Annotated in this window: 14 protein-coding genes; 4 read left to right on the forward strand and 10 right to left on the reverse strand. The window is 55.1% G+C overall.

Features of this window, described 5'->3' with window-relative positions:
* Nucleotides 1-4 precede the first annotated feature (4 nt).
* From CEK60_RS19135 to CEK60_RS19165, 7 genes are all read right to left on the reverse strand, one after another.
* Nucleotides 5-973 carry a metal ABC transporter solute-binding protein, Zn/Mn family gene (locus CEK60_RS19135; protein WP_089040347.1) on the reverse strand — a complete coding sequence of 323 codons (969 nt, stop codon included), beginning with the start codon at nucleotides 971-973 and terminating at the stop codon, nucleotides 5-7.
* A gap of 285 nt (nucleotides 974-1258) precedes the next feature.
* Nucleotides 1259-2629 carry a PepSY-associated TM helix domain-containing protein gene (locus CEK60_RS19140; protein ID WP_089040348.1) on the reverse strand — a complete coding sequence of 457 codons (1371 nt, stop codon included), beginning with the start codon at nucleotides 2627-2629 and terminating at the stop codon, nucleotides 1259-1261.
* A gap of 231 nt (nucleotides 2630-2860) precedes the next feature.
* Nucleotides 2861-3316 (reverse strand): DUF2946 domain-containing protein, encoded by a 456-nt coding sequence (locus CEK60_RS19145; protein ID WP_198361390.1) that lies wholly within the window; start codon nucleotides 3314-3316, stop codon nucleotides 2861-2863.
* Nucleotides 3317-3488: 172 nt separating this feature from the next.
* Entirely contained in the window at nucleotides 3489-4604 is a 1116-nt protein-coding gene (gene modC / locus CEK60_RS19150; protein WP_089040350.1) for a molybdenum ABC transporter ATP-binding protein, read from the reverse strand.
* Entirely contained in the window at nucleotides 4594-5295 is a 702-nt protein-coding gene (gene modB, locus CEK60_RS19155; protein ID WP_089040351.1) for a molybdate ABC transporter permease subunit, read from the reverse strand. Before modB ends, modC begins: the two co-directional genes overlap by 11 nt.
* Nucleotides 5292-6080, reverse strand: coding sequence for a molybdate ABC transporter substrate-binding protein (modA, locus tag CEK60_RS19160; RefSeq protein ID WP_089040352.1), 789 nt, complete (start codon nucleotides 6078-6080; stop codon nucleotides 5292-5294). The genes modB and modA overlap by 4 nt, the downstream gene beginning before the upstream one ends.
* 92 nt (nucleotides 6081-6172) lie before the next feature.
* Complete coding sequence (locus tag CEK60_RS19165; RefSeq protein WP_089040353.1) at nucleotides 6173-6559, reverse strand: winged helix-turn-helix domain-containing protein; 387 nt, start codon at nucleotides 6557-6559, stop codon at nucleotides 6173-6175.
* 319 nt (nucleotides 6560-6878) lie between these two features.
* Here CEK60_RS19165 and CEK60_RS19170 point away from each other — a divergent pair, with 319 nt between their 5' ends.
* The 4 genes from CEK60_RS19170 to CEK60_RS19185 all read left to right on the forward strand — a co-directional run bounded on the left by CEK60_RS19170 (nucleotide 6879) and on the right by CEK60_RS19185 (nucleotide 9948).
* On the forward strand, nucleotides 6879-7763 hold the full coding sequence (locus CEK60_RS19170) for an urease accessory protein UreD (protein ID WP_089040354.1): 885 nt from the start codon (nucleotides 6879-6881) through the stop codon (nucleotides 7761-7763).
* Between the two features lie 97 nt (nucleotides 7764-7860).
* Nucleotides 7861-8142: an iron uptake protein gene (locus CEK60_RS19175; RefSeq protein WP_089040355.1), complete on the forward strand. Its 282-nt coding sequence runs from the start codon at nucleotides 7861-7863 to the stop codon at nucleotides 8140-8142.
* 19 nt (nucleotides 8143-8161) lie between these two features.
* Nucleotides 8162-9676 carry a PepSY-associated TM helix domain-containing protein gene (locus CEK60_RS19180; protein ID WP_157698058.1) on the forward strand — a complete coding sequence of 505 codons (1515 nt, stop codon included), beginning with the start codon at nucleotides 8162-8164 and terminating at the stop codon, nucleotides 9674-9676.
* Nucleotides 9673-9948 carry a DUF3325 family protein gene (locus tag CEK60_RS19185; protein WP_089040357.1) on the forward strand — a complete coding sequence of 92 codons (276 nt, stop codon included), beginning with the start codon at nucleotides 9673-9675 and terminating at the stop codon, nucleotides 9946-9948. Before CEK60_RS19180 ends, CEK60_RS19185 begins: the two co-directional genes overlap by 4 nt.
* On the opposite strand, the gene CEK60_RS19190 is transcribed toward CEK60_RS19185, so the two are convergent.
* The 3 genes from CEK60_RS19190 to CEK60_RS19200 are packed head-to-tail and all read right to left on the reverse strand — an operon-like array spanning nucleotide 9949 to nucleotide 12980.
* Nucleotides 9949-10983 carry a FecCD family ABC transporter permease gene (locus CEK60_RS19190; RefSeq protein ID WP_089040358.1) on the reverse strand — a complete coding sequence of 345 codons (1035 nt, stop codon included), beginning with the start codon at nucleotides 10981-10983 and terminating at the stop codon, nucleotides 9949-9951.
* A 3-nt stretch (nucleotides 10984-10986) separates the two neighbouring features.
* Nucleotides 10987-11988: a FecCD family ABC transporter permease gene (locus CEK60_RS19195; protein WP_232471404.1), complete on the reverse strand. Its 1002-nt coding sequence runs from the start codon at nucleotides 11986-11988 to the stop codon at nucleotides 10987-10989.
* A gap of 14 nt (nucleotides 11989-12002) precedes the next feature.
* Nucleotides 12003-12980 (reverse strand): ABC transporter substrate-binding protein, encoded by a 978-nt coding sequence (locus CEK60_RS19200; RefSeq protein ID WP_089040360.1) that lies wholly within the window; start codon nucleotides 12978-12980, stop codon nucleotides 12003-12005.
* Nucleotides 12981-12984 lie beyond the last annotated feature (4 nt).

Below are 12984 nucleotides of genomic sequence, written 5' to 3' on the forward strand. Positions count from 1 at the left end.
ATGATTAGTGAGCGAGCTTCCACTCGGTAGCCCAATCGTTCATTTCATCGGGAAGCGGTGCCAGGGTACCGCCAAGCGCTTCGACAATATGCTGGGTGTTGCGGTAGATCATCCCCATATAAGTGCCATCGACCGTATCCGGGTCACCCATGGCATCGGAGTAGAGTTCACCGCCAATTTCGACAACCTGGCCCCGTTGTTGGGCGGCATCAATAACTGCCTGAACCGTGCGCGGGTTAATGGTGCTCTCGATGAAAAGGGCCGGAACCGCGCGATCCACCACAATATCTGTCATGTTGCGAATATCAGCAATCCCCGTTTCCGTTTCTGTGCTAATGCCTTGTATGCCTTCCACGTCGATATCGTAGGCGCGGCCAAAGTAACCAAAGGCATCGTGAGCGGTGACCAGAATGCGTTGCTCATCGGGAATGCTGGCAATACTGTCTGTCACCCATTCGTGCAGGGCAAGCAGTTGCGCCTGATAACGCTCGGTATTGGCATCAAACGTCGCGGCGCAGTCGGGGCGCGCTTCACTCAGCGCGGCATTGAGCGTGGGCAGTGTTTGCGCCCATAAAGAAACGTCCATCCACAGATGAGGATCGATGCCGTACACATCCTGTGAGGTAATCAATGACGCGGGGTCAATCGAAGCAGGGGCTACGGCAAGCGTAGGTGTGCGTTCGGAGAACCTTTCCAGTACGTCGCCTAGCTGACCTTCCAGCGAATAGCCTGAGTAGAAAATCTGTTCTGCGTTTCGCAGTGTTGCCACATCGCTAGCACTTGCCTGATACAAATGGGGGTCTACGCCGGGGCCCATCATGGCTTCCACATTAACGCATTCGCCGCCTACTTCCTGCGCCACATCGGCAATCATCCCAATCGTTGCCACCACGTTTAAGGGCGTCTCATCGGCAGTTGCCAACGCACTTAAAGGCAGTGCTCCCAATAGAATCACGGCATATTTTGTTGCCATTATTTAGCTCCAGACTCGTCATGAGGTAGATGGGGTTAAATTGCTTTGTGTAAACTGATTGTCTTAAGGAAAGAAGTATAGCCTTGGCTAAGTTTGTGTCGCGATTAATCCAATGTCAAGCAGATAAAAGGCGTTGAGGTGAGCTGAAAGGGGAGCCCGGGTGATGGCGGAAAGAAACATGAGGCGCATGGGAAAATGGCGCATTAATGTAAAGGCACAATTTTCCCAGCTTCTCATTAATTACCTTATAGGGGTGATGATGGGGAATGAGTTGTTGAGCAATACTTAGGCGGTTTGACTAGCTAAACGCCGTTCCTGTAAGCGTTGAACGACAAACCAGTCAACGATAAACATAAAGATCAATGAGACGCCGACGAGTGGAAAAATAATTCCACCGATCACCAGAATGACAATCAGGCCGCGAAACACCCGTTTATCGGCCGGTAGCGGGGGCACTCCCATCGCGCCTGAGGGGCGTCGCTTCCACCACATCACCGCCGCTGACACTGCTAGCAGAATAATGGCTAGGCAGACCGCCAGGAACAAGAGTTGATTGAATAATCCAAACTGCTGACCCATATGTACGTTAATACCAAACTCCAACCAGCGGCCCATGGGCCCATAGTCGGCATAGCTCATGTCGATCAAGCGCTCGCCAGTGTACTGATCAAGGTGCACCACGCGCTGTTGGCTAAGGTCATTGGGGTAGACCGAGCCGGTGTACACACCGGTTTCTGTGGTCGGCAGGCTTACCGCATAGCCGTGATGCAATCCCAATTCATCGAAGATGGCGACAGCGCCGTCAAGGCCGATGCTCTCTACCTGGCCTGGCCTCTGCAAGGATTCTGGAATCTGCGCCTGTTCGAGTGACCACGTTGTCGGGCTTTGTGCGTTTAAACGCGCCTCCGACATGGGCACTTCAACGCGCACACCGGCGGGGTAGCCAAAATTGTTACCGTTGGCCCACTGGTTAACCTGCCCGCCCCATACGCCCGACCAGGGCATGCCCGTGATCGCCAGAAAGACGATAAAGGCGCCGACAAATAGCCCGGTAACCGCATGCAAGTCGCGCCAGAATACCCGACTTTTCGGCTTGCCACGTACGCTAACCACGCCGCCTGCGCCTTTACGCCGTGGCCACCACAGATAGATGCCGGTGAGCACCAGCAGAATTGACCAGCCGCCAGCTATTTCAATCAGTTTGCGCGCCGTTGGGCCAAAGTATTTCAAGCTGTGTAAATAGCGAACAGTCCACATGACTGTGCCACGGTCATCCAGTGCTCCCAGCACATTGCCAGTATAGGGATTCACGTAAACCGCTAACCGCTCGCCCTCTGCGGTGTTAATCGTGATCTCTGCGGAGCTTTTCGGCGTCGCGGGGTCGGTGAATTTTACGGCGCTACCGGGATGAGCCGTCAGCGCCGCACTTACCAGCGCAGAGGGAGGCAGCGCGGCCTCTTGAACGGCCACGCGCTTCACATCAGCGTGTATCAGTGCGTCCAGTTCGTCTTTGAATAGATACAGCCCGCCAGTGATCGCCAGGGTAATCATAAACGGCAGTACCAAAAGGCCGGCGTAAAAATGCCAGCGCCAAACGGCGCGGTAGAGGTCGAAGGTCTTGCGCTTACCTTCTTGTGGAGATGACGCGGTAGACATACAGTGTCTCCAGGCCACCAAGCAGCGAGCTTGGTGGTTTAATGGGTAAGGGTAAACAGGTGCTCTACTGAGCACCTAAGTGAATTAGAAGCTGAAATCGGCCCGCGCCCACACCATTCGACCAGGCTCGTTAATGCCGCGATCCAAATCAGCGGGTAGCCAAAAGCGATGATTCCAAATCCTGGCCAACGACATTGCCTTTTTCGAGCGCAGTGCGGTTTTGATGTGGCGTTAGACACGTCGAAGAAAGGGCGGGGCTCGCGTTAGCGCGTGGGGATAATTATCACAGGACCGCATCGCCTGTGTCGGTTGCGTCAGCAGTTGACCATGCGTGATAAACGCTTGCTGGCTGATCGCGGGAAGAGCGGTTGGTGTTGTTGGAAACTGTTGCCAGACGGCGCAGTAGCCACATTGGTGAAACCAGTTGAATACCGGCTCTACCGCTTCAGAAGGGCCTGAAGAGTGATGATGTTGACTTGCTTGCGGGGCCGCGTGCTGATGATGGTTTCCGTTCTGGTGACTAGATGGATGGCTAGAAGAGTGGTCAGTGCCGTGGTTAGCGTGATGTTGCCCACCCGCTTGATACTGCGAAATTAGCGGCCCGCCCAGTAGGAGATGCATCGCCACAAACGCCATATAAAGCGCTATGCGATACCAAAGAGTCCCTACTGAACGTGATAAGTGCATTTACTCGATACGCTATTTGGGCCGTGTTATGTTGTTTCATATAGAGTGCTTGGCAATTTTAGCTGAAATTTCCTTATGAAAATGTGAGGGCGGTGCGGTCAATTGACACGTAGGGGCTATTGGCTTCAGCTAAAACGAGTACTAAATCAGTTAGTAGCTCCGACATTGCGTATTAGTAATGCAAGATCGATACACTGCGAACCAGCGCTGTCACCTGCTTACCTACAGCGAGTTTCATTTCATCTGAGGACTTGCGAGTTAAGCGTGATCTAAGGTGAATAGAACCAAGGCTCAAAAGCAGCTCCACCGAGTGTGGGCTGGTGGGCAACGTTTCCATTTTTTCAATGGTAGCCGCGAGCTGATTACGGTAGCTGGTGTCCTTTGTCGGTGAGAGTGCCAAGGCAATATCCCGCGCAAAGATACGTACGCGTAAACGGCTGCCGATAGGCGCTGATATACCCGGTATTATTAATTGGTGACACTTATCAAGCGCAAGATGGGTTAGCTGATATACATCGTCATGTTCGACAACTCGACCTTCGATAATCGAGGCAGCATCGAACCCTCCCAGCTCCTCGGTTAAATCAAAGCGCTGCAAAAGGTCATGCAATGGATCGCTAGCGATAACGCGCCCCTCTTTCATCAGTACGAGATGATCAGCAATTGCAGAGATCTCTTCGGGGTCGTGGCTGACGTAAATCACCGGGATTTGAACCTGGCGAGTCAGTCGCGCAATGAAGCGCAACAGCTCTTGCTTACGTGGCCCATCCAATCCGGAGAGTGGCTCATCCATTAGCAGTAGCTGAGGATCGCTCAGTAGTGCTCTGCCTATGGCGACCCGGCGTGCTTCGCCGCCCGAAAGGGTGCCCGGTATCCGCGCTAGTAAATGTCCGATGCCAAGCAGTTCGACAATCTCATCGAAGCGGTGAGCTGCTCGTTCAGGCATGCCGTAGGTAAGGTTGCCTCGCACTCGGTAGTGAGGAAAAAGACGCGCCTCCTGGAACACAACGCCAATGCGCCGTTGATGGGCGGGTACATTCTGGCGCTGTTGGGTGTCTAGTAGCACCTGATCGCCGAGTTGCAGTTTGCCTACGTCGGGTGTGTCCAGGCCTGCAATAATGCGCAGTAGGCTGGTTTTGCCGCTTCCTGATATGCCAAAAATACCGGTCACACCGCTAGCGGGCAGCGTGAGCGATGCTTGCAGCTGGAAGTTGCCAAGACGCTGTCCAACAGAGAGCGATAGCGATGAATGGGAAGAGGCGTCGGGAGACGTTGGGTTAGTAGGCATCACGTTCCTGTAAACGCTGTTGGGTGCGGCGCGCTAGCCATTCAGAGGCAATTAACGAGAGCAGGGCAATAATGATGGCGAGAAAACATAGCCGTGCCGCAGCGGCTTCCTGACCGGGCGTTTGAATTAGCGTATAGAGTGCTAGGGGCAAGGTGCGCGTTTCACCAGGGATATTAGAGGCGAAAGTGATAGTGGCACCGAACTCTGAAAGCGCGCGAGCAAAAGCCAGCACGGTACCGGTTAACAGGCCGGGGATCGCCAGCGGCAATGTGATGGTGGTGAATACCCGCCAGCGACTAGCGCCTAGCGTGCTGGCAGCCGCTTCGAGTTTGGGGTCAACGGCCTCAATGGATAAGCGCAGAGCCCTCACCAGTAGCGGAAACGCCATTACGCCGCTAGCAACGGCTGCCCCTTGCCAAGTAAATGGCAATGATACGCCTAAGCTGCTGTAAAGCCATTGGCCAAATACCCCTTGCCTGCCCAAGCCAATTAACAGTAAATACCCCACAACCACGGGCGGCAGAACCAGTGGTAAGTGTATTAAACCATTGACGAATGCTTTCCCGCGAAAATGATAGCGGGCTAGCCACCAAGCGACGGCAATGCCTGGAGGCAATATCCATGCAACCGCCGCTAAGCCGATCAGTAAACTTAGACGAATAGCCTCCCACTCCGCTGGAGAAAGCGTCACGGTGCACTGATGCTTGTGTCAAAACCGTGCTCGGCAAAGATAGCGAGGGCTTCTTCACTGGCTAGCCACTCCCGTAGCGCCACGGCAGCAGCGTTTTGCTCGGCATCAATCAGGGCAATGGGGTACGTAATGGAGTCGTGGCTGGCGGCTGGAAATAATCCAAGTACTCTTACGGCTTTGCTGGCAAAGGCATCCGTTTGATACACCACACCGATGGGTGTTTCTTCGCGCTCTACCAGTGCTAACGCCGCGCGCACATCATTGCCACGGGCTAGGCGCGGCGCTAGAGCTTCCCATTCGCCCAGTGTCTCCAGTGCTTGCTGGGTATAGATACCGGCCGGTACATGGTCTGGGTCTCCCACGGACAGCCGGTCGCGCTCGCCTAATAGCGTTTCAATAGCGATGCCTTCCCCTGGGGTGAACTGCATTGGCACGCTATCGCTGGCACTAACAAGCGCCAATCGATTTTGCAGTAAATCCCTACGTTGCTGCACATTGATCTGCTGATCTTCAAGCCAATCCATCCACGTCACATTTGCGGAAAGAAATAGCTGCGCGGGACTGCCGCTGGCGATTTGTCGAGCAAGGGTAGATGACGAAGCATAAATCGCGGTCACATCAACGTCATTATGTGTTTCATAAACCGCAATGGCATCGTTTAGGGCATCGGTCAGCGACGCAGCAGCCGCAACGTGCACATTGTCGCTCGCGAGCGCTGATGCCGTCGGAAGGCTAAATAGAATAACGCTGGCAAGCAGGCGATTGTTCACACCGAAGTTAAGCATCGTTTTATTCCGCTATTTCCACATGGATATAGCGGAGATTAGCGAATACTCAGCGCGTGTTCAATGGCAAATAACGCATGGCTTGATGGCGATCAATCATTGTCGCGCTCGGCATCATCAGAAGGTGACAGAAGCGCTAGCAGTGCTTTGGCATCGTCAGGCGTTGCCATCACAAACTGCTTTTCCAGTGCTCGGTAGTGGGTGAGTACTTGTTTACCCGTCTCGGTTAGGTGTGCTCCCCCCCGTGCATTTCCACCGGAACTTGTGACTACCAGCGGCGATAAAAAGTAGCCGTTCATAGTTTCGAGCAGTTGCCAGGCTTTTTTATAACTCATGTTCAGCGCGCGGCCCGCCGCGGAAATTGAGCCGGTTTGATCAATCATTTCCAAAAGATCAGCTTTGCCAGGGCCAATCACCACGTCGTGGTTTAACGCTAAGCGCAGCTGGAAGGTAGGGGAGGGGTGATGGGTACGTGTCATTGTTGAACTCTGCTGATGACTATGTGCGTATCAGTTTAGCAACGATACAGCCCCCAACGCTTACCATTTAGTGGTTGGCGAAGAAGCGGTCCCAGCCAAGGTTAACAAGGCTTTGGCCTTCTTCTAACAGCGTTGAAGGTTGCTCCAACGTGGTGCGCTTATCCATTTTGACGCTCTTTTTTGGTGCTCAAGACCGCTATTGGCTAACAATCTCAAGGCTTAAGTTATTGTGTCGACAAAGAAACGTGGTTTTTCACCATTTTGGCGCACTCCTTGCATTTCAAGTTGAAATATTGACCAACAGGAAGCGATAGCGCCCATGACTCTGTGTGAACTTGCGACACCTGCTGCTGGCTCAGGCCATCGCTTTGATGGCGAGCGCCACTGGGCGGCATCGCTGGGGCTGCGTTTTGCTAACCGTGAGGGCACAACCCGATTGGTGCAGGCTCGTCACCAAGGGCCCCTACGCGTACAGCGCCCGTTTTACCCAGAAGGGGGCACGGAAGCTTGCCATGTGTACGTGCTGCATCCACCCGGTGGTTTAGTCAGTGGCGATGCCTTGACGATTCGCGCCCACATCGAGCGTGATGCCCACGCGCTGCTCACCACGCCTGCGGCTAACAAGCTTTATAAAGCTGACAGTCAGGGCGTCGCCTGGAACCAACAGACGGAACTTAACGTGGAAGATGGCGGCATCCTTGAGTGGCTTCCTCAAGAAACGATCGCCTTTGATGGCTCCAAAGGCACTCAGCGAACGCATATTGCGTTGCATGGCAGTGCCCGTTGCCTGGGTTGGGAAATCATGGCGCTGGGCCGCCCCGCCAGTGAACTTCCCTATGTAACAGGCCGAATTGAGCAGCACTTTCGTTTAACCCTAGATGGCAAGCCGCTGTGGCTTGAACGCCAACCGTTGGATCCTGCACATCCGCGTTTTAACGGGCGCTGGGGGCAGGGGGGCGCCACGGTGCAAGCCACGCTGTGGGCGGTTGGTTTAGAAGATGCCGGTGCGGCGATTGATGAACTACGCGAAGCGCTGCCGGACAACCCGCGTTGGGCGGTCACCGTTCGCCAGGGCGTACTGTTATTACGTTACCTCGGAAACTCACGTAATGAAGCCTGGGCGCTGTGTGAGCAGGCTTGGCATTTACTGCGCCCGCGCTGGATCGCTCGCACCGCCCACACGCCGCGCATCTGGTTAACCTAGACATTATGCAGCAGGTGCTAAATAAGTTATTACCACTAATGCAAATGAAAACCTTTTGCATTAAAATGGTGGTTTGTGACTTGCACCGAGATGCACCATGCTGCTCAACGTCTTATCCTCTTCCTATTGGCTGCTGATCTTACGCATCCTGGCCGCGACGCTTGGCGGCTATATCGTTGCTGCACTGTTCTCGGTGGCAGCGCTTGGCTTACCGCTAGATACCATGATGTCTCTGCGTATCGGCATGATGGGGAGCTTCATTATTTGGGCGGGTGTGGCGATCTGGTCGTTTATCACGCCAAGTTTGATACGTCTTTGGGGGGTTATCGGTTTAGCCATTTGCGGCCTTCTAGTGGTGGCTAACTATGGCGTCCACTAAGCGCAGCGTGAGGCGTAATATGGCTCAGCTGCACACATGGTGCGGCTTGTTAGCTGCTTGGCTGCTGTTTGCTGTTTTCCTGACGGGCACCCTGAGTTACTTCAAAGAGAGTATTTCGTTATGGATGCAGCCCGAACTACCGAGTGTCGCCGCGAACGCTGAGTGGGACAACCGACGCCTGGCGGATTACTGGCAGCACTATCTTACTGAACATGCTTCAACAGCGAGAAGCTGGCAGATTACTTTTCCTAATGAGCGCGTGCCGGTCTCGACAGTCGTCTGGTTTGGGCAGGATGGGAGAGAGCAGTCGGTACTTGACCCAACCACTCTGACGTTGGTTACCCCGCGAGAAACGCGTGGGGGGGATTTTTTCTACCGATTCCATTTTCAATTGCATCACCTCCCCGCCGTCTATGGCCGCTGGCTCATTGGTATCGCCACCATGATGATGTTCGTGGCAATCATCAGCGGCGTGATCACCCATAAAAAAATCCTGCGCGACTTTTTTGCTTTTCGGCCCCAGAAGGGCGCCCGTAGCTGGCTAGATGCCCACAATGCTTTTTCTGTGTTAACGCTGCCTTTTCAGTTAATGATTACCTATACCGGCTTGATAACGCTCATGTCGCTCTATATGCCTTGGGGAGTAGAGCGCGCGTTTCCCGATGCTGACGCGCGTCGCCAAGCGACCAGTGAGCTGCATGCCTTTCCCCTCTCCGGCCCGGCTACGGGGCAGCCTGCAGCGTTATATGCCCTTAGCGAACTGGTCGGTGATGCTGAGGCGCATTGGCAGAAGCCGGTGCAGTCCTTAAGGGTTAGCCACCCTGGGGATGCAGGCGCGCGTGCCGTGGTTTGGCAGAGTGCCCACGAGGCGTTGTCTGCACACCGCCCGCAACGTATCTATGAGGCCAGTTCGGGCGCGTTGTTAGCAGAGACTCAGCCGCAACGCATTGATGAACAAGCACACGGCGTCATGGTGGGGCTACATGCCGGCCGTTTTGCCGACTGGGGCATGCGCTGGATCTATTTTGCCTTGGGCGCTGCTGGGTGTGGCATGGTGGCAACCGGGCTATTGCTATGGACGTCAAAGCGGAAGTACAAGAAGGGCAGTGTGGTGGGGATGTGGTGTGTCGAGCGGCTTAATATAGCCACGTTGGCTGGCATGCCGATTGCCGTATTGGCCTTTTTAGCCAGCAACCGACTTTTACCGGTGGCGCTTAGTGGGCGTGCCCAATGGGAAATCCATTGCTTCTTTGCCGCCTGGCTGCTGGCGCTGCTACACGCTGTCTTAAGGCGCTCGGCCTCGCAGGCGTGGCGGGAGCAGTTAGCTCTGATCGTTATCTTGTTACTGTGCCTACCAATGCTGAATCTCTTGGCCCCTTCCTATCGTGTTCTAGGTGAGCTTGCCGCAGGTAATTGGCAGCGTGTTAGCGTTGACCTGATGTGTTTGGTCGGCGCGCTGATCATCGTCTGGCAGATGAAACGAGCCGCTAAAAAAGCGAGCACCCGTGTGCAGCCCATTCAGGTGGCGTCATGATGCTCAGCACGATTCTGGCACTCGGTACGCTGGGCTTTGCATTAATTGCGCTATCGGATAGTCGCCATCGACGCCGTTGTGGTCTTAAGCCTGCTCAACAAAAACCTTGGTTCTGGGCGGGCAGTGCGATACTCGGTTGGCCGCTTTGGTTGGCAATGGAAACCTGGAGCACAGGGCTGGCAATAACGCTATGGCTGGGCTGTCTAAGCATCTCGGCGGGAGTGGTATTTCTTGGTCTGGCGATGTTTGAGCGCTTTCGCCAGCAGCGGTAATTATCCCCGCCGCTGGCGATTTAATAAATAAACCAAATAGATGCCGCCCAGCCCGGCTGTTAAAACCCCGACGGGTAACGCCCCAGAAGGCAATAAGTACTGAGCCGCTAAGTCTGCCGCTAATAGCAGCAGCGCTCCGACCACACCTGCCGCTAAGGGGAGCGGCCCAGGTTTTCGCCACAGGCGTAACGCCAACTGGGGGGCGGCAAGGGACACAAACGCAATCGGCCCTACCGTCGCGACCGCGCCACCTGCTAGAAAAGCCCCCATTAAGGCACTTAATAAGCGTGAGGCTGCCAGATTAACGCCGAGGCTTTTGGCGACGGGGTCGCCAAGCGCCATCAGACGCAGCCGGGGGGCTATCAGCACAATACCGGGCAGTAACAGCAAACACAGGCCAAGCATTGGCCAAAGATCGTGCCACTGGCGTCCTGCTACGCTACCGCTAAGCCAAATCATCGCGTCTCGCGCTTGCTCTTGGCCCAGCCAGGTCAAATTTAGCTGCACACCTGCTAGAGCTAAGGCATTGATAGCGATGCCAGCAATAATCATTGAAGAGGGGTGGCGAAAACCACGCCCAGAGCCGCTATAGACCGCCAGCGTGCCGATGATCGCACCTAGTGCGGCTCCTGTCGTGGTAGACATAATGCCCACCAACCAGCTGCTTGCCAGCAGTGCTCCCAGGCTAGCGCTGGCAGTAAGGCCGATAATATCGGGACTACCTAATGGGTTGCGGGTGATGCCTTGAAACAGGGCGCCCGATACACCCAGCGCAAAGCCAGCACACAGCGCGACGAATGCCCGTGGTAAGCGCAGCGTAAACGCCTGCCACTGTTCAAACGGTGTCGCATTACCTTGGATAAGGTGCCCAAGCGCTTCCTTGCTAAGCCCTTGGCTTCCCAGCATGAGAGAACCCAGTAATAGCCCTAAAGCGATAATGCTGGCCAACATGTAGGGGGCTAAAGCTCGGGATGGCAAAAGACAGGGTGACAACTGACGGGAGGCTGGCAGTAACGTATTAAAGCGTTTCATCATGACTCACACACCGCGCTGGTTAATGCGTAAAGCGACTAACAGAAATGGCGCGCCTAACAGTGCTGTCAGGATCCCTGTCATGATTTCAGAAGGGCTTAGCAAAAGGCGTGCGAGCAGGTCTGCAAGTATCATCATTAGGGGGCCCATCACCAGCGCGATGGCAAGTTGCCAATAAACGTAATGACCAGCAATTTTTTTGGCCAATAACGGCACGGCTAAGCCCACGAAGGCGATAGGGCCTACCGTGGCGGTTGAAATCGCCGCTAGCAACGCGCTACCGCTAAGCACCGCCAGCCTTAAACAACCCGCATTCAGCCCCAGCGCTTTGGTCACGCCGTCACCCATTTGCAGGACGTGCAAAAAGCGCGGGAGGATAAACGACAGGCCTAGCCCGACCGCTATCCAGCCTAATAGCCGCTGGGCTTCATCTAGCGTATGCCCATTGATGGACCCAACGATCCAGAAGCGATAGTTGGCAAATAAGGCGGGGTGAGTAAGGGTGATGGCTTGTACGTAGGCAAAGAGAACGGCGTTAAGCGCCGCCCCTAACAGCAGCAGATGTGATGGGTCATGCTGGCGATAAGCGCTCTGAACGCCGACTAAAACAGCCACGCAAAGCGCGCCAGGTAGCGCTAACCAAAAAGCGCCTGCAGGCAACGAACCAAGCACCAAACCAGCGGTGACTAGAGACGCGGCTGCGCCTGCATTGATGCCCAGAAGCCCAGGCTCGGCAAGCGGGTTGCGAGTTAAATTTTGGAGCAGTGTACCGGCGACAGCAAGTGCCGCGCCGGTGGCGATGGCGAGCAGTGTGCGTGACAGGCGTGCTTCCACTAAGTCGTTGGCGTAGCTAGTGTCTAGCGCTTGAAGTGCCCGCCATACTTGATAAGGGGAGAGGTGTTCTGCTCCCACCGAGAGGTTGACCCAGCCAAACAGCAGTACCGCCCCCATTAGCCCAACCAGCCAGCGTGTTCGTTGCCGCAAAGAGGGAAATAGGCCGTTCTCCATACCCGCTCCAGCATTCATCGCTGTTCTGCTGCCTCGGCAAGGCGTGGCAAGAGCCGCTCGATCATCCATTGAGTCGCTAGTGGCGAACCGGCAGAACTAGCCACGATTAATGGCTGATCGGTCAGCGCCAGATAACGGCCATCTGAAATGGCTGGCAATGAGGCAAACAGCGGTAGCTCAGCGACTCTATCGCGCTGCTCTGCGCTGTGATACCAAGAGACCACTAAATCGACATCTTCGAGCATGGGCAGATGTTCAAACCCTAGGTAGTGCGCAAAGTGATTACCGCTTGGAGAAAGGCCTTCAACCGTTGGTGATAAGTGAAGTCCAAGGCCTGTCAGTGTGCCAACACGAGGGTCGTCTGCTAAGTACACAGAGACATTTCCGGAGGCTGGGTCGGGCCGCACATAGGCAAAAGTGGTGTCTGCAAGGCTTGGATAAGACTCGCCTGCAGTCCTCAGCGATGTGTCGAGATGACGTATTAAGGCAGCGCCTCGTTCCGGAACGCCAAGCGCTAGTGCAATACGTTCAATCTGCTCATCAACAGAGGTGAGGTAAGGACGCTCTGGGTAAGCGACAATGGGCACCAGTGGCGACAGCAGGTCATAAATAGCGTCTGGAACACCACTGGAAGGTGCCAGAATGACATCCGGCTCCAGCGCGAGCAGTGCTTCAACATCCAGCTCGGGGTATTGGGTAATCGTCGTGGGGAGCGGCGCTGCTTGTGTTTCCAGAGCGTCTCGTACCCATGGCCAATAGCCATCTTCATCGCCGCCCCACTCCGCACGGCTGACCCCGACCGGCACCACGCCAAGTGAAATGGCAATATCATCAGCACCAACGCCAAGGGTGACGACGCGCTGCGGTGGCTCGTCAATGGTGGCTGTTCCCAGTGGGCTTTGGCTGACAACGGGAAACAGAGAGGCATCAGCCACTGCCCCCGTCATGGGGGCAGCCGCAATTAACAGGGTGATTAATGAGCGTAACAGCATCAGC

The sequence above is a fragment of the Halomonas sp. N3-2A genome (assembly GCF_002216165.1).
Lineage (GTDB): Bacteria > Pseudomonadota > Gammaproteobacteria > Pseudomonadales > Halomonadaceae > Vreelandella.

Excerpts from the sequence above, each read along its gene's own strand:
- CEK60_RS19135 (WP_089040347.1), bottom strand. The coding sequence starts at position 973 with ATGGCAACAAAATATGCCGTGATTCTATTGGGAGCACTGCCTTTAAGT.
- CEK60_RS19140 (WP_089040348.1), bottom strand. The coding sequence starts at position 2,629 with ATGTCTACCGCGTCATCTCCACAAGAAGGTAAGCGCAAGACCTTCGAC.
- CEK60_RS19145 (WP_198361390.1), bottom strand. The coding sequence starts at position 3,316 with ATGCACTTATCACGTTCAGTAGGGACTCTTTGGTATCGCATAGCGCTT.
- modC (WP_089040350.1), bottom strand. The coding sequence starts at position 4,604 with ATGCCTACTAACCCAACGTCTCCCGACGCCTCTTCCCATTCATCGCTA.
- modA (WP_089040352.1), bottom strand. The coding sequence starts at position 6,080 with ATGCTTAACTTCGGTGTGAACAATCGCCTGCTTGCCAGCGTTATTCTA.
- CEK60_RS19165 (WP_089040353.1), bottom strand. The coding sequence starts at position 6,559 with ATGACACGTACCCATCACCCCTCCCCTACCTTCCAGCTGCGCTTAGCG.
- CEK60_RS19170 (WP_089040354.1), top strand. The coding sequence starts at position 6,879 with ATGACTCTGTGTGAACTTGCGACACCTGCTGCTGGCTCAGGCCATCGC.
- CEK60_RS19175 (WP_089040355.1), top strand. The coding sequence starts at position 7,861 with ATGCTGCTCAACGTCTTATCCTCTTCCTATTGGCTGCTGATCTTACGC.
- CEK60_RS19180 (WP_157698058.1), top strand. The coding sequence starts at position 8,162 with ATGGCTCAGCTGCACACATGGTGCGGCTTGTTAGCTGCTTGGCTGCTG.
- CEK60_RS19185 (WP_089040357.1), top strand. The coding sequence starts at position 9,673 with ATGATGCTCAGCACGATTCTGGCACTCGGTACGCTGGGCTTTGCATTA.
- CEK60_RS19190 (WP_089040358.1), bottom strand. The coding sequence starts at position 10,983 with ATGATGAAACGCTTTAATACGTTACTGCCAGCCTCCCGTCAGTTGTCA.
- CEK60_RS19195 (WP_232471404.1), bottom strand. The coding sequence starts at position 11,988 with ATGGAGAACGGCCTATTTCCCTCTTTGCGGCAACGAACACGCTGGCTG.
- CEK60_RS19200 (WP_089040360.1), bottom strand. The coding sequence starts at position 12,980 with ATGCTGTTACGCTCATTAATCACCCTGTTAATTGCGGCTGCCCCCATG.